At 58.2% G+C, this 19189-nt stretch carries 19 protein-coding genes; 11 read left to right on the top strand and 8 right to left on the bottom strand.

Annotated features, from left to right (window positions below; all coding sequences use genetic code 11):
* Positions 1–11 precede the first annotated feature (11 nt).
* Entirely contained in the window at positions 12–818 is an 807-nt protein-coding gene (locus tag AC2CGQ_RS11550) for a fimbrial protein (protein WP_021504374.1), read from the bottom strand.
* 243 nt (positions 819–1061) lie between these two features.
* Positions 1062–1391 (bottom strand): hypothetical protein, encoded by a 330-nt coding sequence (locus AC2CGQ_RS11545; protein ID WP_075684364.1) that lies wholly within the window; start codon positions 1389–1391, stop codon positions 1062–1064.
* A gap of 663 nt (positions 1392–2054) precedes the next feature.
* Here AC2CGQ_RS11545 and AC2CGQ_RS11540 point away from each other — a divergent pair.
* The 9 genes from AC2CGQ_RS11540 (at position 2055) to AC2CGQ_RS11500 (ending at position 10430) form a co-directional block, all read left to right on the top strand.
* Positions 2055–2576, top strand: coding sequence for a fimbrial protein (locus AC2CGQ_RS11540; RefSeq protein ID WP_004938731.1), 522 nt, complete (start codon positions 2055–2057; stop codon positions 2574–2576).
* Between the two features lie 78 nt (positions 2577–2654).
* Complete coding sequence (locus AC2CGQ_RS11535; RefSeq protein ID WP_015377273.1) at positions 2655–3191, top strand: fimbrial protein; 537 nt, start codon at positions 2655–2657, stop codon at positions 3189–3191.
* 46 nt (positions 3192–3237) lie between these two features.
* Positions 3238–5772 carry an outer membrane usher protein gene (locus AC2CGQ_RS11530; RefSeq protein ID WP_484593675.1) on the top strand — a complete coding sequence of 845 codons (2535 nt, stop codon included), beginning with the start codon at positions 3238–3240 and terminating at the stop codon, positions 5770–5772.
* An 81-nt stretch (positions 5773–5853) separates the two neighbouring features.
* The gene (locus AC2CGQ_RS11525) at positions 5854–6618 is read left to right on the top strand and encodes a fimbria/pilus periplasmic chaperone (protein WP_015377275.1); all 765 of its coding nucleotides are present in this window, start codon (positions 5854–5856) and stop codon (positions 6616–6618) included.
* A gap of 74 nt (positions 6619–6692) precedes the next feature.
* Positions 6693–7331, top strand: coding sequence for a fimbrial protein (locus AC2CGQ_RS11520; protein ID WP_076740409.1), 639 nt, complete (start codon positions 6693–6695; stop codon positions 7329–7331).
* A gap of 50 nt (positions 7332–7381) precedes the next feature.
* The gene (locus AC2CGQ_RS11515) at positions 7382–7936 is read left to right on the top strand and encodes a fimbrial protein (protein WP_004938719.1); all 555 of its coding nucleotides are present in this window, start codon (positions 7382–7384) and stop codon (positions 7934–7936) included.
* A gap of 24 nt (positions 7937–7960) precedes the next feature.
* Positions 7961–8383 (top strand): hypothetical protein, encoded by a 423-nt coding sequence (locus tag AC2CGQ_RS11510; RefSeq protein WP_033645816.1) that lies wholly within the window; start codon positions 7961–7963, stop codon positions 8381–8383.
* Positions 8380–9768: an FKBP-type peptidyl-prolyl cis-trans isomerase N-terminal domain-containing protein gene (locus AC2CGQ_RS11505; protein WP_099982698.1), complete on the top strand. Its 1389-nt coding sequence runs from the start codon at positions 8380–8382 to the stop codon at positions 9766–9768. The genes AC2CGQ_RS11510 and AC2CGQ_RS11505 overlap by 4 nt, the downstream gene beginning before the upstream one ends.
* Complete coding sequence (locus AC2CGQ_RS11500; protein WP_103085744.1) at positions 9765–10430, top strand: helix-turn-helix domain-containing protein; 666 nt, start codon at positions 9765–9767, stop codon at positions 10428–10430. The genes AC2CGQ_RS11505 and AC2CGQ_RS11500 overlap by 4 nt, the downstream gene beginning before the upstream one ends.
* A gap of 54 nt (positions 10431–10484) precedes the next feature.
* Here the strand turns inward: AC2CGQ_RS11500 and AC2CGQ_RS11495 are convergent, their stop codons facing one another.
* From AC2CGQ_RS11495 to deoC, 4 genes are all read right to left on the bottom strand, one after another.
* Positions 10485–11852 carry an L-serine ammonia-lyase gene (locus AC2CGQ_RS11495; RefSeq protein ID WP_004938700.1) on the bottom strand — a complete coding sequence of 456 codons (1368 nt, stop codon included), beginning with the start codon at positions 11850–11852 and terminating at the stop codon, positions 10485–10487.
* A gap of 93 nt (positions 11853–11945) precedes the next feature.
* The gene (locus AC2CGQ_RS11490; RefSeq protein ID WP_004938697.1) at positions 11946–13244 is read right to left on the bottom strand and encodes an HAAAP family serine/threonine permease; all 1299 of its coding nucleotides are present in this window, start codon (positions 13242–13244) and stop codon (positions 11946–11948) included.
* A 979-nt stretch (positions 13245–14223) separates the two neighbouring features.
* Positions 14224–14988, bottom strand: coding sequence for a DNA-binding transcriptional repressor DeoR (deoR, locus tag AC2CGQ_RS11485; protein ID WP_015377282.1), 765 nt, complete (start codon positions 14986–14988; stop codon positions 14224–14226).
* A 152-nt stretch (positions 14989–15140) separates the two neighbouring features.
* Positions 15141–15821 (bottom strand): deoxyribose-phosphate aldolase, encoded by a 681-nt coding sequence (gene deoC / locus AC2CGQ_RS11480; RefSeq protein ID WP_004938693.1) that lies wholly within the window; start codon positions 15819–15821, stop codon positions 15141–15143.
* Between the two features lie 218 nt (positions 15822–16039).
* Here deoC and AC2CGQ_RS11475 point away from each other — a divergent pair, with 218 nt between their 5' ends.
* Entirely contained in the window at positions 16040–16876 is an 837-nt protein-coding gene (locus tag AC2CGQ_RS11475) for an aldose epimerase family protein (RefSeq protein WP_033633477.1), read from the top strand.
* Positions 16877–16912: 36 nt separating this feature from the next.
* Here the strand turns inward: AC2CGQ_RS11475 and ybjG are convergent, their stop codons facing one another.
* Together ybjG and AC2CGQ_RS11465 are read right to left on the bottom strand one after the other, a co-directional pair.
* The gene (gene ybjG, locus AC2CGQ_RS11470; protein WP_015377285.1) at positions 16913–17518 is read right to left on the bottom strand and encodes an undecaprenyl-diphosphate phosphatase; all 606 of its coding nucleotides are present in this window, start codon (positions 17516–17518) and stop codon (positions 16913–16915) included.
* A 5-nt stretch (positions 17519–17523) separates the two neighbouring features.
* On the bottom strand, positions 17524–18258 hold the full coding sequence (locus tag AC2CGQ_RS11465) for a phosphatase PAP2 family protein (RefSeq protein WP_033633475.1): 735 nt from the start codon (positions 18256–18258) through the stop codon (positions 17524–17526).
* A gap of 293 nt (positions 18259–18551) precedes the next feature.
* Between AC2CGQ_RS11465 and eco the strand changes: the two genes are divergently transcribed.
* Entirely contained in the window at positions 18552–19064 is a 513-nt protein-coding gene (eco, locus tag AC2CGQ_RS11460; RefSeq protein ID WP_015377287.1) for a serine protease inhibitor ecotin, read from the top strand.
* Positions 19065–19189 lie beyond the last annotated feature (125 nt).

Genomic DNA, 19189 nt, shown 5'->3' with positions numbered 1-19189 from the left:
TGGCTCCCGTCTCAAGGTGCGCTGAAGATCAGCGTGGCCGAGCCTGACATCGGACCGGTGGCGATGCTGGTGTAAGGCACATTGTTCTTCACTGGCACAAAGGTGACGGTGTCGTTGCCCAGCCCGTTGACGATGCGCGTTCTGAACGTATTGTTGGGTTTCACCACCGCGCCATTGTGCACCATGGCTACGCCGACATTAGGATTGGAGGTCTTGATGAAATCGCTGGAGAAGCCGCTGGCATCGCTGACCATGCGAACCAAAATGTCTTGTGTCGCGCTCTGATCGTCACACCGGTAGCTGAGCGCCTTGTCCTGTTTGATTTGGGCGTCGATGGCGCTCTGCGTGAGAAAGTCCTGGCGGATCTGACCGAAGTCGACGTTAATCTGCTGGCCGTTGTTGATAGTGCAACTGGTGGTGACGAAGTAGGCGTCGTTGTCGGCGATCAGGCGCCACCGATAAGGCCCACATTTTGGGCAACCTGACTGGTCATTTTTTTGTTCAAAGTTGATTTGGCCGATGACGTCGCCCTTGTTCACCTTGATATCCTGCGTCGGCGAACGGTTGAGCACGATGTAAACCCTGATGGAAATGCTGGCACTGTTTAGGCCGGTAATCGTCATCACCTGGATACCTGATTGGATCGGGGATAAGTAGTCGGTGCCGTTGATTGTCATACCGTTGGCAAGCGTACCGAAAATGGCGGTGTTCATCGTCAACGCCGGGCTGCCGGTGAGTAAAATATCTTTCCAGTTGGCGACGTCGTTTTTACAGGTCACCTGGCTGACGTTGACGATTTCATTTTTCCCGATGGACAATTCAGGGCCTATCTTTACCCTGACGTCGACCGGCGTCATTGAACCACCCTGACCAATGTTCCCGCCGTCGGAGGTTTTACAGGTAAATGCATTGGCGTTACCAATGAGGACGAAAAAAGATAATGCCAGGCAGTGTTGTAAAAATAGGATGGTTGTTTTTCTCACAATAATATCCCGATTATATAGTGTCATTTGGCTAGGTGCCGCCACGAAATAAGGCTAATTAGGCTGACTGTGCCGGCGTTATTCCGTTAAATGAGAATAAGGCGCATCTATTCCTGATATTTCCTTGTTGTCAGCTGGCAGTAGGGCGGTGGGGTACCACCTCAACGAGTTGTTGATGGAGCCGTCCGTTACGAGCACTTCTTGTTTGGCGACGAGTTCCAACAGCAGTAGCCGGGCGCGGTAAACGCCGACGTTGACGGCGTTGGCCAGTTGCCGGGTAGACAACCACAGATGCTGAGGTGGCAGTCCGGTGTCGGGACATTGACGGGGCGACTGCGCGAATAATGTTTGCAGCAGATCGTGCTGCAATTGCCGTATTTCCTTTTGTTTTGGAGATAACGCTTCCATAGCACTTCCTCTGTATTTCGATTGCTGTATTCCTAAGAAAAAACAAAGTTTCACTGCCTACCAATAACGAGGTAAATCGCGAATCAAGAAAAATCCTATCTATTTATCAGGATTGAAAAAAAGGGGTTTCCCACTCCGTTTCTACCTGTTTGCAGGCTGGGGGAGTGTCACGCAGAAACCTAAAGTTTTGGTTTATTATATTCACAAATGGCGGCTTTGCGATCTGATTAATTGTGAAACAGAGAAAAACAGGATATTGCACTATAAAAGTATTTTTTACGATCTATGAGCCTAAAAATAACACTAAATTAACTTTAATTAGGAAATAAATTGCGAATGTTCGTCTTGATCAAAAAAAGACTTTTTTTGCTGGTGGGCATTTGCCAGAATATTCACCGCCAGACAAGAAGGGCGGATTAGAAAGTATTGGTCTCTGCTTGTTGTGATTTCGTTTATTTTTATATGACGGATTCATTAATGGGTAGACCGCTGCAGACTTGCCGTTATCGACGTATCTATTGTCGGTTTCTTTGGTTTTGGCAGTTAACCAACCAGCAAGATGCTAAAGAATCAGGGCTGCGCATATATAAGCGCGAGCAGATTTCCTGTTGCTCTTTTTCTTGATTGGAATATGCATTTTTTCTTATAAGGAATATAGGTTCTATGAAACTTAACAAAATCATGATGGCTGCAGTGATTGCATTTGGCGCAAGTTCTTTTGCACAGGCAGCCGATCAGGGACACGGTAAAGTGACCTTCACGGGTTCTATTATTGATGCGCCATGCTCTATTGCACCCGAGTCGATCGATCAGACCGTAGATCTGGGCCAGGTTTCTAACGTGGCGTTGAAAAACGGCGGCAAATCCAACCCGCGTCCGTTTGAAATCAAGCTGGAGCAGTGTGATACCACTACGCTGAAAACCGTTAAAACCACCTTCAGCGGCATTGCGTCGTCAACCAACAAAGATCTGTTGGGTATCGCGGGGACCGCCAGCGGCGCCGGCGTAGCAATCACTTATGGCGGCCAGCCGATCAAACTGGGTCAGGCGACTGCAGCACAGACGCTGAATACTGGCAACAACAGCCTGAACTTCGCCGCTTACCTGCAGGGTGAAGGCGCTTCCGCAGCCATCGTTCCGGGCGATTTCACCGCCGTAGCCGACTTCACTCTGGCTTATCAGTAAGTGAGACCGCAGGCCTAATCAACCAGGCATGGGGCACGCCGCATGCCTGGTGACTCTCTGTGTCAAAGGAATGTCGCGATGTTTTTTTCAAGGAATCGGGCGAGTGCCGTTCTTTTGGCGTCGTTGGCGTTTGCGCCCGGCAGTGCAATTTCCGCCGCACAGGGGTGGGGCAAAGTCAGTATGCACGGCGCCATTATCGACACTGCCTGCGCCATTGCCGCCGGCAGCCGCGATCAGACAATCGATATGGACACGCTTCCTATCGGACAGATCATTCGTGACGGCCAGGGAATGACTAAACCTTTCAGTATTGAATTGGTTAATTGCATTTTGGAACGTCCGGAAAACAAGCCTGATTGGAAATTCTTTCAGGTCACGTTTGATGGTTTGGCGGAAGGCGCTTTGTTTGGCGTACAGGGCGATGCGCGCGGCATCGCATTGAAGATAAAAGACAGCCGCGGCAGGCCGGTTATTCCAGGGGAGCCGTTGCCGATGGAGGGAATAATACCGGGCAACCGAGTGCTGAATTATTCCATGACGTTAATGCCGAATCACCAGCCGTTGAAGGTGGGAGCGTATTTTTCCACAGTGCGTTTTAAGCTGGATTATTTTTGATTTTTTTTCGTACTGACGGTTAATTCGTTATTGAAAGGACTTTATTATGCTTTCACCGGCAGGGAAGTTATTTCGTCTTCAGGCCTTGGGGCTTTGTGTCGCCCTTTCTCTGGGAAATCCGATCGCGTTGGTTTATGCCGCCGACGTTATTCAATTCAATACTGACGTCTTGGACATCAACGATCGTAAAAATATCGATCTGAGCCAATTTACGCGCAGCGGCTACATCATGCCGGGCGTTTATACCATGGTGGTGCACGTCAATAAGAACGATCTGGCGGAACAGCCGGTGACGTTTATGGCGCCCGAGAACGATCCTAAAGGCAGCGAAGCCTGTCTTTCGCCGGAGTTGGTCAACCAACTGGGGCTGAAAGAAAAACTGTTAAGTACGCTGAACTGGACGCACGGCGGCCGTTGCCTTGACGCCTCCAGCCTGGCAGGGATGGAAGCCCGCGGCGATCTTGCCAGCTCCTCGCTGTACCTCAACATTCCTCAGGCCTATCTGGAATACAGCTCGGAAAACTGGGACCCGCCTTCGCGCTGGGATGACGGTATTCCCGGGCTGCTGTTTGACTATAACGTCAATGCTCAAACACAAAAACATCAGAAAGGCGGCAGCAGTTACAGCCTGAGCGGCAACGGCACCGGCGGCGCCAATCTGGGCGCCTGGCGTCTACGCGCCGACTGGCAGGCTAATCTCAGCCATCAGACCGGTTCTTCTCAGTCGACCGACAAACAGTTCGACTGGAGCCGCTATTACGCCTACCGGGCTATTCCGGCGCTGCGCTCGCGGCTGACGATGGGGGAGGATTATCTGAACTCCGACATTTTCGACAGCCTGCGCTTTACCGGCGTCAGTCTGCGATCCGACGACAGCATGTTGCCGCCCAACCTGCGCGGCTATGCGCCGGAAGTGACGGGCGTGGCGAAAACCAACGCCAAGGTGGTGGTCAGCCAACAGGGGCGCGTGCTGTATGAGACGCAGGTGGCGGCGGGGCCATTCCGCATTCAGGACATCAACGACGCGGTTTCCGGCGATCTGGACGTACGCGTCGAAGAGCAAGACGGCAGCGTGCAGGCGTTCAAGATGAATACCGCCAACATCCCTTATCTGACGCGACCGGGTACGGTGCGTTACAAGCTGGCGACGGGCAAGCCGTCGGAGTGGGGGCATCACCTGCGCGGGCCGATGTTCGGCACCGGTGAGTTCTCCTGGGGCATCAGCAACGGCTGGTCGCTGTACGGCGGGGGCATCGCCGGTGGCGATTACAACGCGCTGTCGCTGGGGATCGGGCGCGATCTGATGGCGCTGGGGGCGTTGTCGTTCGATGCCACGCAGTCGCGTGCGCGCTTGCCGCAGGAGGGCGCTCTGACCGGTGGTTCGTACCGGTTGAGCTATTCGAAGAACTTCGACCAGTACGACAGCCAGATCACCTTCGCCGGCTACCGCTTCTCCCAGGAGGACTTCATGAGCATGGGGGACTACCTCGATGCGCGTTACGAAGGGGGACGCAGCGGCAAGAGCAAGGAGATGTACACCATCACCTTCAACAAACAGTTCCGCGATCTGGGGCTCAGCACCTATCTCAACTACAGCCACCAAACCTACTGGGATCGGGCGCCGAACGATCGTTACAACCTGATGGTATCGCGCTACTTCGATATCGGCGATTTCAAGAACGTCAGCGTATCGCTGTCGGCCTATCGCAACCGTTACAACGAGCGCAATGACGACGGGATGTACCTGTCGCTGTCGCTGCCCTGGGGCAGCGCCGGGACGCTCAGTTACAACATGACGCTCGATCGCGAAGAGAACGCCCATCGGGTCGGTTACTACAACCGGGTCGATGAACACAACAACTATCAGATCAGCGCCGGCGCAGCGCGCAGCGGGGCGACGGCCAGCGGCTATTACAGCCATCAGGGCGATATGGCGCAGATCAACGCCAACGCCAGCTACCAGGCCGGCCGTTACAGCGCTGTCGGCATCGGCGCGCAGGGCGGCCTGACGATGGCGGCGGAAGGGGCGGTGCTGCACCGGGTCAATACGCCGGGCGGCACGCGCTTGCTGCTGGATACCGAAGGCGTCGCCGGCGTGCCGGTGCGCGGCTACGGCAGTACGGTGCTGACCAACCGTTACGGCAAAGCGGTGGTGGCGGATGTAAACAGCTACTACCGCAACAAGGCCAGCATCGATCTCAACAGCCTGAGCGACAACGTCGAGGCGACGCGTTCCGTGGTGCAGGCCACGTTGACCGAGGGGGCCATCGGCTACCGCAAGTTTGAGGTGATAGCCGGCGAGAAGGCGATGGCGATCGTCAAACTGGCGGACGGCAGCGAGCCGCCGTTCGGCGCCACGGTGCTGAATGCCCGCAAACAGGAGACCGGCATCATCAATGACGGCGGCAGCGTTTACCTGTCCGGCCTCAACCCCGGCGAGCGCATGCGCGTGCATTGGAACGGCGCGGCGCAGTGTGAAATCCAGTTGCCGGCGCCGCTGCCGGCCGAATTGCTGATGAACACGCTGCTGCTGCCTTGCCGTCCTCTTGCCGGCAACAAGCCGGCGGCTGACGCCAACTGACTTACACCCGGCGGAGTGCGCTCCGCCGCTAAACCGCCGGGGCGGGATTGCCCGCCTTCGGCCGACTGGAACCGTGAAGACATGATGAATCTGACTATGACCAGAAAGACCGTTTCCCTTGTGGGCCCGCTCGCCGCCGCATTGACGCTCGGCGCGGTCGGCCTGCCCGCTCATGCGGCTATCGCGCTGGATCGCACGCGCGTGATTTTCGACGGCGACCTGAAAACGGTCAGTCTCAACATCAGTAACCAGAACAAACAGTTGCCGTATCTGGCGCAGGGATGGATAGAAGACGATCGCGGCAACAAGATCCAAAGCCCCTTCACCGTGCTGCCGCCGGTGCAGCGGGTGGAGCCGGGCAAACCGAGCCAGGTGAAGATCCAGTCGCTGCCGGCGGCGCGTCAGCTGCCGCAGGACCGGGAGACGCTGTATTACTTCAACCTGCGGGAAATCCCGCCGCGCAGCAATAAGCCGAACACGCTGCAGATAGCGTTGCAGACCCGCATCAAAATGTTTTATCGCCCGGCGGCGCTCGCCCCGAAGAAGAACGCGGCGCCGTGGCAGGAGCAGCTGACGCTGACCCGGCAGGGTGACAAGTATGTGGTGAACAACCCGACCCCGTATTACGTGACGATCGTTGAGGCGAGCGCCGGCAAGGGCGGCAAAGGGGCGGCCGGCTTTGAACCGTTGATGGTGGCGCCGAAGGCCAGCGCCCCGCTGAACGTGCCCGCCGCGAGCCTCGGCAACGGTCCGTCGCTGGCGTACATCAACGATTACGGCGGGCGGCCGCAGTTGAACTTCCGCTGCGCCGGCAGTGCCTGCCAGGTCGTGCCGGTCGCCAAATGACGAGCCGCGCGCAAGCAGGGAAGACCGAGTCATGAACACAGCGGAGTGAACGAATCATGCAACGAAAGATCCCCATGCTGTTGGGAAAGGCCTATGAACGTCATCAGCGACGCACTATCGGCCTGACGGTGTTGGCCGCGCTGATGGTGCCGCTGACGGCGGGCACGATGCTGATGCTGATGCCGCCGGCCCGCGCGGTGGACAACTGGGACGTGGAGGGGGCGAACGGCACGCTCCACGTCTACGGCGCGTTGACGGAAAGCGCCTGCAGCCTGGAAATGACCACCGCTCGTCAGGAAGTGTGGTTGGGTGAGACGGGAACGGCGCACTTCCAGCGCCCGGGCGATCGCGGCACGCCGGTGGCGTTCGAGCTGACGCTGAAAGACTGTCTGCGGGCGCCGGCGAGCAGCCGCGACGCCTGGACCGGGGTGCTGGCCTGGAGCGGCAGCCAGCCTGCGGTGTCCGTGGCGTTTGCCGCGCCGACGGATGACGACGCGCCGGGGTTGGTCAGGGTTGCCGGCGTCACCGGGTTGGGGTTGCAGCTGACGGATGCCAGCGGCCTGTCTGTGCGCCTCGGCGCGCGTAACAAACCGGTATTGCTGACGCCGGGACAAAACACCCTGACGTATACGGTGACGCCGGTGCGCACCCCGGCGACGCTGAGCGCCGGCGCTTACCGTGCGGCGATCGATTTCCGGCTTTACTACGACTAATACGCCGCTTGCGCCCGGTCGGCGCAAGCACAACCAAAGGGAGTGGCGTCATGCGCGCGACAGAGACGAACCGGCGCCGGAGCGCGCTGTTGGGGGCTGGCATGGTCATGGCGGCCGGCATAATGGCGCAGTCGGCGACTGCGGCGGAAAACATGCGCTTTCACGGCACGCTGGTGGCCGAGCCGTGCGTCATTCAGCCAGGGGATGAGGACATTCCGCTGGATTTCGGCACCATCGTCGACAAATACCTGTATCTGAACACCCGCTCCCACAGTCAAACCTTCGCATTGCACCTGACCGAGTGCGATCTCAGCCTGGGCAATACGGTGGCTATCACGTTTACCGGCACCGAGAACGCCAAACTGCCCGGCCTGTTGGCATTGGATGCCGGCAGCCTGGCGTCGGGGATCGGCATCGGGCTGGAAGACAGCAGCGGCAAGGCGCTGCCGCTCAATCGCGCCAGCGATAAATTCCGCCTGAGTGCCGGCAACACCACGCTTACGCTGCAGGCCTATGTGCAAGGGGAACCGGAGGCTATCCAGACGAAGTCCATCGGCCGCGGCACCTTCAGCGCGGTGGCCACTTTTACGTTGGAATACGAATAAGCGTCTACAAGGACAAGAAACGCAATGATGAGAAAGCACGTCAATCACGCCCTGCGCATGGGGCTGCTGTGCCTGTTGGCGTTGAGCGCCGCCGCTTGCCAAAGCCAAAAGTCGGGCAAGCCCGCCGTGAACACTAAAAATCAGGTTGTGCAACCACCGTCAGAAGAGGCTTTGCGCAAGCAGCGTGAGGCCGAACAGCTGCAGCAGTGCCAGCAGCAACTGGGCGCATTGCGCGCGATCGACGAGAAACAGTATCAGCGCTATAAGCAGGCCTTCGACAGCCTGATGAGCGGCGCCTCGCAGTACGCCAGCTTGCGCGCCAGGGTAAACGGCGACACGCAGGAGACGGTGGATGCGCTGTATCGCTACAAGGTCAACTATCTGTGCGCCGGGGTGAATCAGGCGGTGTTGACCGGCTTGGCGGATCGTGGGGAGCAGATTAAATGAGGCTGCGCCTGCTGGGCTGCGTCGCTCTGCTGTTCTCCGGCGTCGCGCTGGCGGACGACGGCGTGCCGGCGCTGCTGCAGTTTGCCGAGCAGTATCAACGGCAAAACATCGTGCCGACGAACGAAAAAGCGGCGCCAGTCGACCGCGAGTCGGGGCAAAAAAAGCGTGAGCCCGCGAAGCGCTCGTCGGACAACAATAAGCCAGCCTCACCGGCCAAAGCTTTTACGCTGACCCAGGAATTATTGGCGCGTGACCAACAGCTGGCGCGCCAGCGAATGGAACTGACGATGTTGCGCCAGGAACTCGCCGCGTTGCGGGCGGAGAAAGCGACGCCATCCGTCGCGACGTTGCCCGATTCGTCAACGCTGCAAAAGTGGATCGCCGGGCTGGGCGCCGCCTGGCGCGGCTCGCCCGACGCGCAGCGCGCCGAGGCGCTGCTGCGTCAGGCGACGCAGGAAACCGCCCAAAGCAGAGCGACGGCGGCGCAGGCCGAACGGCGCGTCACCGAACTTGAGTCTGCCGCGCAGGCATCGGCACAGACGCTTGCACAACGCCAACGCGAGCACCAGGAGGCGTTGAACGCTCTGCGCGCCGCGTTGGAAGAAAGCGAGCAGAAGCGGGCCGGTGAGCAGAAGGCGACTCAGCAGGCGCGCGAAGACCTGCTGGCGTTGCGTAAGCGGCTGCAATGGGAGATGACGCCGGAGCAGTTGAAGGATGATCGCAAGCGTCTGTCCTATGCGGCGGGCAGTGCGCTGGGGCGGGACATTCAGGGGGTAGTGGCGGAGCGTCAAAGTTGGGGCGTGCCGGTGGATCGCGACAGCCTGTTGGCGGGCGTCATCGATAGCGTCTCGGGGCGTTTGCGGTTGCCGCCGGATGAACTGAATGCGCTGACGGCGCAAGCGGATGCCAACGCCGTGGCCGCGCGTGAGAAACGCGTTAACGAACAGCGGCGGCGTGATGAAGATTACCTGACGCAGTTCAGTCAACAAAAGGACGTAAAGCAATCGGCGATGGGCTTCTGGTATCGGGTGGATTACGCCGGGGAGGGCGCGCTGGCGCCAACGACGGTGGTTGATGTGGTCGTGAAGGAGACGTTGACCGACGGTACGGTGATCCAGGATATGGAACTGAGCGGCAAGGTGCTGTCGCAACCGTTGTCCGAGTATCCGCCGCTGTTTCGGGAGGCGATAAGCCACCTGCACAACCACGGATCGCTGACGATGGTCGTGCCGCCAGCGCTGGCCTACGGCGAAACCGGCTATCCGCCGAAAGTGCCACCTAACGCCACCATGATTTATGAATTACGCATCGACAACAGTCAGGCGCCGGCAAAGGGTGCCCAGGCGGTTAAACGGGAAGCCGGAACGGCGGGGAGGCAGGGATGAACACGATGATAAAAATCGCGCTATTTGATGAAAACCGTTACTTCAGCGCCGGTTGGCAGGAGGCCCTGGCGCTGCATTTCAGCACTTACGGCAAGCGTACGCTGTTACTGGATGCGCAGCAGGTTCACGAAGCCGATCTGGTGTTCTGCTATTTTCCTCCCGGCGTGCAAAGCTGCTTTTGTCACTTCTTTGAGGCGCAGACCGCGGGGCGCAAAACGCTGTATTTCTCGTTGCGAACGCCGGAGGGACGGCATAAACGCACCGTCGGTAACCGCTGCGCGCTGGAGGCCGGCGTCATCTACCACGATATGCCGTTGGTTTCGGCGCTGTATCAGGTGAGCGCCGAGCTGGAGCGGCGCAGCAAATGGCCAAACCGGCCGGGTTGTGGCAGGAACTGCATATGCCAGCACCGCGGCCTGACGCTGCGCGAACAGGAGATCATGCGCTGTATGACGCGCGAGATGGGGGTGACGCAAATCGCCCGGATGCTGGACATCAGCGTGAAAACCGTCAGCAACCACAAGATGAGCGTGATGCGCAAAATGGGATTCCGGCGTAATGCCGAACTTTACGGTTGGCTGCGGCACAGCGCTCGTCCCGGGGCTGTGGGGGGGCGAGCCGGCATTCAGGTGGGCGTTGCGGCAGGAAAGAATCGCTATTGAAACGGCGCCGGCCAAGTCAGACCGGCCGGCGCCTTTAGTGCCTCGCCGTGGCGATCAGTTACAGGCCACGACCTTGATCGCCAGCCCGCCCTGGGAGGTTTCGCGGTATTTGGCGTTCATGTCTTTGCCGGTTTCGTACATGGTTTCGATCACCTTATCCAGACAAACCCGCGGCTCGCTGGTGCGGCGCATCGCCATGCGCGCGGCATTGACTGCCTTGACGGCGGAAATGGCGTTGCGTTCGATGCAGGGCACCTGAACCTGGCCGGCGAGCGGATCGCAGGTCAGCCCCAAATGGTGCTCCATGGCGATCTCCGCCGCGATACACACCTGCGCCGGGCTGCCGCCCAGCAGCTCGGTCAACCCGGCCGCCGCCATTGAACAGGCCACGCCCACTTCCCCCTGGCAGCCCACTTCGGCGCCGGAGATCGAGGCGTTCATCTTGTACAGCGCACCAATCACCCCGGACGCCAGGAAATAGCGGGTGTAGGAGTTGGCATTCACCGGGCGGATGAACTTGTCGTAGTAGGCCAGTACCGCAGGGATGATGCCGCAGGCGCCGTTGGTCGGCGCGGTGACCACGCGGCCACCGGCGGCGTTCTCTTCGTTGACCGCCAGCGCGAACATGTTGATCCAATCGACCACGTTCATCGGGTCGATATTGTTCTTGTCTCCGGTCACCAGAATGCGGCGCAGCGCGGCGGCGCGGCGCGGCACCTTCATCGGGCCGGGCAGCAAGCCTTCGGTGTTGATGCCGCGCTCGATACCGGCGCTCATCACCTGCCAGACGTCGGCGAAGTGCGCGTCGATATCCGCTTTGCTGCGCAGCGCCAGTTCGTTCTGCATCACCAGGCCGGACAACGACAGCCCGGTCTCTTTGCAATGCTGCTGCAGATCGTGCGCCGATTTGAACGGGTAGGGCACCGGCGTGGCGCCCTCGGCGGACTGGCCGAAGTGCTCTTCGTCGACGATGAAACCGCCGCCGATCGAGTAATAGGTTTTGCTGTGCAGCAGGCGCTCACCGGCGAAGGCGCGGATGCGCATGCCGTTCTCGTGCAGCGGCAGGTTGTCGCTGTGGAAGTTCATGCCGCCGTGCAGCGGGAAATCCACCTCGTGATGGCCGTTGGCCAGCGGCAGGCGGCCGCGCTGTTCGACGTCGCGGATAAAGCCCGGAATGCTGTCGATGTCCACGTCGTGCGGCAGGTTGCCGGCCAAGCCCATGATGATGGCGATGTCGGTGTGGTGGCCTTTACCGGTCAACGACAGCGAACCGTACACGTCGACCACCACGCGGGTAGTGTCCTGCAGCTGCTGGTGGGCGATCAGATCGTCGACGAACTGTTTGCCGGCCTTCATCGGGCCAACGGTGTGGGAGCTGGATGGGCCGATGCCAATTTTGAAAATATCGAAAACGCTGACCATGGTCTCGCCTCCTTCTTCAGGTTTCAGGCGGTGAATACGGGAAATGGGGGCAGTGCGGGAGGGCCGGCGCGCAGCGGCGCCGGCCGGACGTGATTAGCCGAGCAGGCTGAACACGATAGCAGAGATGGCGATCAGACCCATCACAACCACAAACACGTTGCTGATGTGGCCGCTGTACTTGCGCATGGCAGGCACTTTACGGATGGCGTACATCGGCATCAGGAACAGCAGCATGGCGATGATTGGGCCACCCAGGGTTTCGATCATGCCCAGGATGCTCGGGTTCAGGGTGGCGACGATCCAGGTGGTCACCAGCATGAAGATAGCGGTCATGCGGTTCAGCTTGGCGGTGCTGACGGTTTTGCCGCGGCTCTTCATCGACTTGGCGACCAGGCCGTTGAAGCCTTCACGGGCGCCCAGGTAGTGGCCCAGGAACGATTTGGTGATGGCGACGAAGGCGATAACCGGCGCGATGTACTCGATCATCGGGTTGTTAAAGTGGTTAGCCAGGTAAGACAGAATCGAGATGTTCTGCGCCTTGGCTTCCGCCAGGTTTTCGGGCGTCAGGCTCAGCACGCAGCTGAACACGAAGAACATCACGGTCAGCACCATCATGATGTGTGCGTAAGCCAGAATGCGGGAGCATTTCTTCTCGGCGTCTGCGCCGTACTCTTCGCGTTTGGCGACGGCGAAGGCGGAGATGATCGGCGAGTGGTTGAAGGAGAACACCATCACCGGGATCGCCAGCCACAGGGTCATGATCAGGCCGTGACCCATGCCGGTACCGCTGCCGGACAGCGACACGTTTTCGAAGATGGCGCCGGTCCAGTTAGGGATCAGATACACCGCCAGCAGCATCAGCACTGCGACGAACGGGAAGACCAGGATGCTCATGGTTTTCACGATGGCCTGCTCACCGAAGCGCACGATGGTCATCAGGCCGACGATCAGGATCAGCGACAGAATGGCGCGCGGCGGCGATGTCATGCCCAACTGGTGGGTGATGAAGCTGTCGACGGTGTTGGTGATCGCCACGCTGTAAACCAACAGAATCGGGTAGATGGCGAAGAAGTACAGCAGAGTAATCAGTTTACCGGCGGTGATACCGAAGTGCTCTTCCACCACGGCGGTGATGTCTTCACCGGGATTTTTGCCGGACAGAACGAAACGGCACAGACCGCGGTGGGCAAAGAAGGTCATCGGGAAAGCGATGATGGCCATGATGATCAGAGGAATCAAACCGCCGATGCCGGCGTTGATGGGCAAGAACAGGACGCCTGCGCCGATGGCGGTGCCGTACAGGCCCAACATCCACATGGTATCCGTTTTACGCCAGGTACTGCTGGAGCCCGAGGCCGCAGAGGCAATTGTGCCGGTCTGTGTAGTGTCCATAAATATCTCCGAAGTGAACACGAATTTAAAATTAAAAGGCAAAACTTAAGGTTAAACCGTCAAACGTCCTATTCAGGCAACGCTTGCGGTAAGAATCAGGTGTTGCTTGCGGGGATGTTTTGGCGTCCCCCTGGTTGTTTATTGCGTTCATTACCAAGGCACAGCGCCGGGTAATTCACTAAAGACTTTTCACCGTCGCGGGCGATAAAAGTCGTTACCGCTGCCGACAGGTCTTTGCCTGTCGATTTTTGTTGGCGGCAAGATAACGATTTACAGTAGAAACAACCGTGATCCTGCTCTCAAATGCGCAATATGTGCAGTTATCAGCTTTTTTATCGATTTTTCGCGCATTTGTTGCACATTTGTGTAAGATTTTGTGCTGAGAACGCTCTCATGAAAGTTTCTGCGATTATGCGGTATGTACAATAATTAACCAGATAAAGCGCTGTGCTCAGCAGCAAGCCGAGCAATATATTTTATGCGTGGTTTTGGATCTAGCGAAAAACCCGGATTAAGCAGTTTTAGTGATGTAGATCACATTATGTTTTTAAGGTAAATGACGTTTATCTTTTTGTTTTTATTTTGTTTTTGTTGAAAATCACCGCTAGTAACGAAGGGAAATTACTTACGTGGTTAGCGGATAAAAATGCGTAACCATTCATCATATAAATAACAGATACCTAACAGGTATTGGCGAGATTTGCTGCAATTGCGTAAACCGCCGTTTATTTAAACTTCCTGGCCTTTGGCTCGATTTATCATATAAAAGCCATAAATAGCCGTTAATTCACCCAACCGACCGCGTGGTTAGCCTGCGAAAAAATAATCACGCGGGTGAGCTGTTGCATTTTATTAACCTGATGTTGCGTGCGGATAAGCGAAAAACGTGAATTGATTGCGCATTATTTGTTCATTTTTCGGCGGGGAAAGAGGGATATCGAAGCGGTGCGCCGTCGGTTATGACGGCGCTGAAGGCGGACTAATAGCGGATAGCGATGGCGTTATCGTTGAAGAACGCCATGAAGTCGGCGTCCGGCTGGCGATCGGTGATCACCCGATCGAACTGCGTCAGCGGGCCGATGCAGGCCGGTTTGGTTTTGCCGAACTTGCTGTGGTCTGCCACCAAGATCTTTTGCTGCGCCATCGCCATGGCGCGATGCTTCATCTCCAGCTCGTCGAAGTTGAAGCAGGTGGCGCCGTGCTGCAGGCTGAGGCCGGCGGCGGAGATAAAGGCGATGTTCGGGCAGATGTGATCGAGCTCGTTGCGGCCGCCGACGCTGGAAAAGATGTAGTTGTTCGGCTTGAACTCGCCGCCGCACAGCACCACCTTGCAGTTCGGTTTGTCCTGCAGCGCCAGGAAGGTGTTCAGCGAATGACACACGGCGGTGAAAGCCAGCTCGTCGGTGATGGCGTCGATGATCGCCGGCGTGGTGGTGCCGCAGTCGAAAAACACCGTGTCGTTTTCATTGATCAGCGGCGCCGCCAGCAGGCCGATGCGCCGTTTCTCCGTGACCTGTTTGGCTTTTTGATCGGAAACGAAGTAGTTGGTCACGCCGTTGCTGCGCGGATCGGTCACCACGTAGCCGCCGAGCAACACCACGGCCGCCGGTTCGGCGCTCAGATCGCGGCGAATGGTCATCTCCGAGACCCCCAGCAGCACGGCGGCTTCTTTCAGGTGGATCTTGTCAGCGCGTTTTAACGCCTGAACTAACCGGTTGATACGTTCTTCGCGCCGCGTTTCCATAGATCCGTCTTCCCACAGGTAGTAGAGATAAAAGGCGAGCCGGCATTTCCGGCGCTAAACAGAACGATGCGGGGCAATATCGGGCCGCATCAACCGCCCGTATTGTCCCGCATCGGAGTGTATTGGCTATGCCCCTCAGGGCATACCGACGATCAGTAGCTGCCCGCTGCCGCCTGAGCGCCGGAGACGATGGCGACGCCGGAGCTGGTGCCGATACGCGTGGCGCCGGCGTTGATCATCTTCTCGGCGGTGGCGCGATCGCGCACGGCGCCGGAAGCTTTCACGCCCATTTCGCTGCCCACGGTCTCGCGCATCAGTTTGACGTGCTCTTCCCGAGCGCCGCCGGTGCTGAAGCCGGTGGAGGTTTTCACGAAGGCGACATCGAGTTCGCGACACATTTCACAAACCTGGACGATCTGCGCATCGCTGAGCAGGCAGGTTTCCAATATTACCTTCAACGGGATCGCCGCGCAAACCTCGCGCACGGCGGCGATGTCGGCTTTCACTTCGTCCAGCAGGCCGCTCTTCAGCCAGCCGACGTTGATCACCATGTCGATCTCTTGCGCGCCGGCGGCGATCGCCGCTTTGGCTTCAAAGGCTTTGGCGACGGTCAGGCCGGCGCCCAGCGGGAAACCGATCACCGAGCAGACTTTCACCGTGCTTTCCTGCAGCAGCTGGGCCGCCAGCGGCACGTAGCCGGAGTTGACGCATACCGCATAGAAGTTGTGCTGCTGCGCTTCTTCGCACAGTTTGGCGATCTGCATTTCGGTGGCGTCCATGGCCAGCAGGGTGTGGTCAACATAGCTGGCGTAATCGATGTTTTCGGTGGTCATCGCGGTTCCTTAGTGAAGTTGAGAAAAGAGCATGGATAGGTAATGTGAAAATAATAACATTGCAATGTCGATAAACCTAGCGGGATTTGAAAAATGTCGACGAGATCATAGTTACTTCACTGTTATATGTATAACTTAGAGGAGGGTGGTTTGTTATTTAAATAACATTTTCAGCGACCGCTCGCGGCCTGCGCGGGCGAAACGTCGAGGGGAAAAAGATGAAGATCAACATCGACCTGGCTCCTGAAGCTTTCGGGACGTATCGGCAGGAACTGTTCCGTAACGCGGATTTCGCGGTGAGCGCGCATCGCTGCGCAGAACGCGGGCCGATGCTGACGCTGGCGAACTGCCGTGGCGCGCTGACGGTTTTGCCGTATCAGGGCCTCGCGATCTGGGACGCCGAATTTGACGGTCATTCGCTGAAATCGGGCCGCCGCAGCGTGCGGGGCGCCGGAAGAAAGCGCGCTGACGACGCCGCGTTCTGTCCCGCCTGGCCGAGTCACGACGGCGCGCCGCTCCAGATGCAACGCGTGTGGCTGCAGCTGGCGGGCGATGAGCTGACGTTGCACGGTGAAGGCGAGCGGTTGGGCGGGCGTTGGCGCATCGGCCCGGCGCTGCGTCTGGCGGCCCAGAGCGCGCAGTTCGCCATAGAGATGAAGGTTACCAACCTGGCCGATCGGCCGCAGCCGCTGCGCTATGTGTGCCGCCTCAACTACGATTGCATTCCCGACGCGGTGTTCCGCCAAAACTTGCCGACGCCGGCGCTGTTGGGAGAGATGCTCGGGCAGGAACTGCTGTGCTCCGACGATCTGACGCGCTACGTGGATCAGGCCGAGTTCTTTATGCTGGCGCCGCAAGGCCGCCGCTATGTGACGCGTTTTGCCACCGGGCAATTCAACTATGGCCTGCGGCGCATCGCTGTCCAGGGCAACAGGCGGCTGCTTGCTTTTATCCAGCCGGCAAACTGCCGGCCTAACGCGCCGGAAGGGGAGGCGGGAGTGATGCTGGGAGCGGGAAAAACGCGGGCATTTTGCGTGACCACCGGCGTGGTGTGAAAGCAGGGGCGGTAACGCCCCTGTCATGTTATGCGGTTATTCTTTCACCCAGCCGCGGCGAATGGCGAAGGCAAACAGAAAGCGATACAGGCGCGACAGCCTGTCGGCGAGGACATCGCCGAACAGATTCCATACCAGCTGAGCGAACAGGCAGCCGACCAGGCCGAGCAGGAAACCGCCGACCATATCCAGCGGCCAGTGCACGCCGAGGTAAACGCGTGACCAGGCGATGCCGACGGCGACAATCATCAGCAGCGCGCCGGACCAGACCCGGTGCCAGAACAGGAACGCCAGCGCAAAGGTAAAGATGGCGGTGCCGTGATCGCTGGGGAACGAACTGTCCGGCACGTGCGCCAGGAAGGTATAACCCACGCCGGCGACGAACGGGCGCTCATGCGGCAGCAGCGCGCCGATAGCGGAGGCGGCAAGCATGGCGAACAGCAGCGCGATCGTGGTTTTCGCCACCACTTCTCGCTGCGAAACCAGCTGGCTGCGCGGCCCCCACAGCCACAGGCCGACGATCAGCAGCGGCACGATAATGATAAGATCGCGCGCCAGAAAGGTGGCGAAATCGATCATCCATTCGGGAGATGCCGGGGTCGCATTGATCCAGGCGAAAAGAACATGGTTTAACTGCTCCATAACCGTTACCTCATCTTGCGGCGCCAATAGCCGCTAACTATCCAATAAATCGCCAACTGGCTTAACCAAACCCACCAACCTGCCCACAGGTTATGGGTAAGAAAATGTGCGCCGCGCATGATCTGACCAAAGCCCATCAACATGCCGAGCGCAATACCGCCGCACCAGCAGCACCAGGCCAGGCGCGGGCGCTGCGGATAAAACAGGAAAAACAACGCCATGACCGCGAAACCGCTCGAGGCGTGCCCGCCGGGGAAACAGCGACCGGGGCCCGGCAGCGCCGGTACCGCGCCGAACAACGGGAAGGACATCGCCTTGCCGCCGTACTCGATCAGATCCCACGGACAGGAGTGCGCGCTGGTGGCCTTGAGAATGCCCACCACCAGCGGGCCGATGCCGAGAAGCAGCATGCTGACAATCAGGCGCGCGCTGCGGCGATAGATGCCCCAAAACAGCGTCAGCACCGCGCCCACGATCACTATCTGCTTCAACAGACGGTGATTGATCAGATCCAGCCAGTAATTGTTTTGCCACGGGAAATGACCGCTGGCGGCATCGTACCAATAGTTGCTGATCGCCCAGTCCAGCTGTTCGTTGCGGGAGAGCCACAGGAACACCAAACCGCTGATCAGCAGGCCAAAAACTTGCCAACGGTAAAAGGATGTCGGCAGGGAGTAAAGGGCGGTTGTCTTAATTTGCTGTGCCGTTGAGGATTGATTTAATGACGATTCTGGATTCACGCGCAGGCTCGGTGACAGTATTGAATAGCGCCACTGTAATAATTCTGTCTTAAGAAAACCTTAGTCCGCCGGTAAGAAAACCCTATCTGATACACCCGGTTGTGCGCAGATCATCACCTGTTTATCTCGTCTTAATCGGCGGTTTTTTCTGGGGTATTGCTCCGGCTAACGGGGAATGACAGGCGATTGTCACTATTTATCGCCTATTGTAAAGAAGATTAAACCTGTGGCGAGCTTGGCGGTAGTGTATTAGTTTATAGACGGATTATTTGACAAAAAGTGTAGGGATAAACATGAACAAGGCATCCGTTGTATTTTCCGGCCTGCTGATGGCCGTTTCCGCCAGCGCCATGGCGGCCACCTCTGGCGACGATGCGGATATCAGCAAACAGCCGCTGGAAAAGGTCGCGCCTTACCCGAAAGCCGAGAAGGGCATGAACCGCCAGGTGATCTACCTGCCGAAGCAAGAGCACGAAGAGAACTACAAGGTAGAGCTGCTGATCGGCAAGACGCTGGAAGTGGACTGCAACCGTCATATGATTGGCGGCACGCTGGAGACCAAAACCCTGTCCGGCTGGGGCTACGACTACCTGGTGCTGGAGAAGCTGTCCGAACCGGCCTCGACCATGATGGCCTGCCCGGATAACACCAAGACCAAGAAATTCATCGCCGCCAACCTGGGCGACGCCGCGATGCAGCGTTACAACAGCCGCCTGCCGATCGTGGTGTATGCGCCGAAAGACGCGGAAGTGAAATACCGCATCTGGAAAGCCGAAGATACCGTAAGCCAGGCTGAATCAAAGTAATCCGCGATTAGCGCTGTGAATACATGATCTTGTACAAAACCGTTTGAAGAGCATTTTGCGATGATATGCGGCTCTTCAGGCGGTTTTTTATTTTCAGGTAGGAAAGCCGGGTGCTTAGCCAAATT

Source organism: Serratia sp. DFXYC6 (assembly GCF_057196085.1).
The sequence above is the reverse complement of the archived record's forward strand: the minus strand, read 5'-3'. Positions and strand labels throughout refer to the sequence as shown.

Coding starts and splice junctions, on each gene's coding strand:
- AC2CGQ_RS11545 (WP_075684364.1), bottom strand. CDS start 1,391: ATGGAAGCGTTATCTCCAAAACAAAAGGAAATACGGCAATTGCAGCAC.
- AC2CGQ_RS11540 (WP_004938731.1), top strand. CDS start 2,055: ATGAAACTTAACAAAATCATGATGGCTGCAGTGATTGCATTTGGCGCA.
- AC2CGQ_RS11535 (WP_015377273.1), top strand. CDS start 2,655: ATGTTTTTTTCAAGGAATCGGGCGAGTGCCGTTCTTTTGGCGTCGTTG.
- AC2CGQ_RS11530 (WP_484593675.1), top strand. CDS start 3,238: ATGCTTTCACCGGCAGGGAAGTTATTTCGTCTTCAGGCCTTGGGGCTT.
- AC2CGQ_RS11525 (WP_015377275.1), top strand. CDS start 5,854: ATGATGAATCTGACTATGACCAGAAAGACCGTTTCCCTTGTGGGCCCG.
- AC2CGQ_RS11520 (WP_076740409.1), top strand. CDS start 6,693: ATGCTGTTGGGAAAGGCCTATGAACGTCATCAGCGACGCACTATCGGC.
- AC2CGQ_RS11515 (WP_004938719.1), top strand. CDS start 7,382: ATGCGCGCGACAGAGACGAACCGGCGCCGGAGCGCGCTGTTGGGGGCT.
- AC2CGQ_RS11510 (WP_033645816.1), top strand. CDS start 7,961: ATGATGAGAAAGCACGTCAATCACGCCCTGCGCATGGGGCTGCTGTGC.
- AC2CGQ_RS11505 (WP_099982698.1), top strand. CDS start 8,380: ATGAGGCTGCGCCTGCTGGGCTGCGTCGCTCTGCTGTTCTCCGGCGTC.
- AC2CGQ_RS11500 (WP_103085744.1), top strand. CDS start 9,765: ATGAACACGATGATAAAAATCGCGCTATTTGATGAAAACCGTTACTTC.
- AC2CGQ_RS11495 (WP_004938700.1), bottom strand. CDS start 11,852: ATGGTCAGCGTTTTCGATATTTTCAAAATTGGCATCGGCCCATCCAGC.
- AC2CGQ_RS11490 (WP_004938697.1), bottom strand. CDS start 13,244: ATGGACACTACACAGACCGGCACAATTGCCTCTGCGGCCTCGGGCTCC.
- deoR (WP_015377282.1), bottom strand. CDS start 14,988: ATGGAAACGCGGCGCGAAGAACGTATCAACCGGTTAGTTCAGGCGTTA.
- deoC (WP_004938693.1), bottom strand. CDS start 15,821: ATGACCACCGAAAACATCGATTACGCCAGCTATGTTGACCACACCCTG.
- AC2CGQ_RS11475 (WP_033633477.1), top strand. CDS start 16,040: ATGAAGATCAACATCGACCTGGCTCCTGAAGCTTTCGGGACGTATCGG.
- ybjG (WP_015377285.1), bottom strand. CDS start 17,518: ATGGAGCAGTTAAACCATGTTCTTTTCGCCTGGATCAATGCGACCCCG.
- eco (WP_015377287.1), top strand. CDS start 18,552: ATGAACAAGGCATCCGTTGTATTTTCCGGCCTGCTGATGGCCGTTTCC.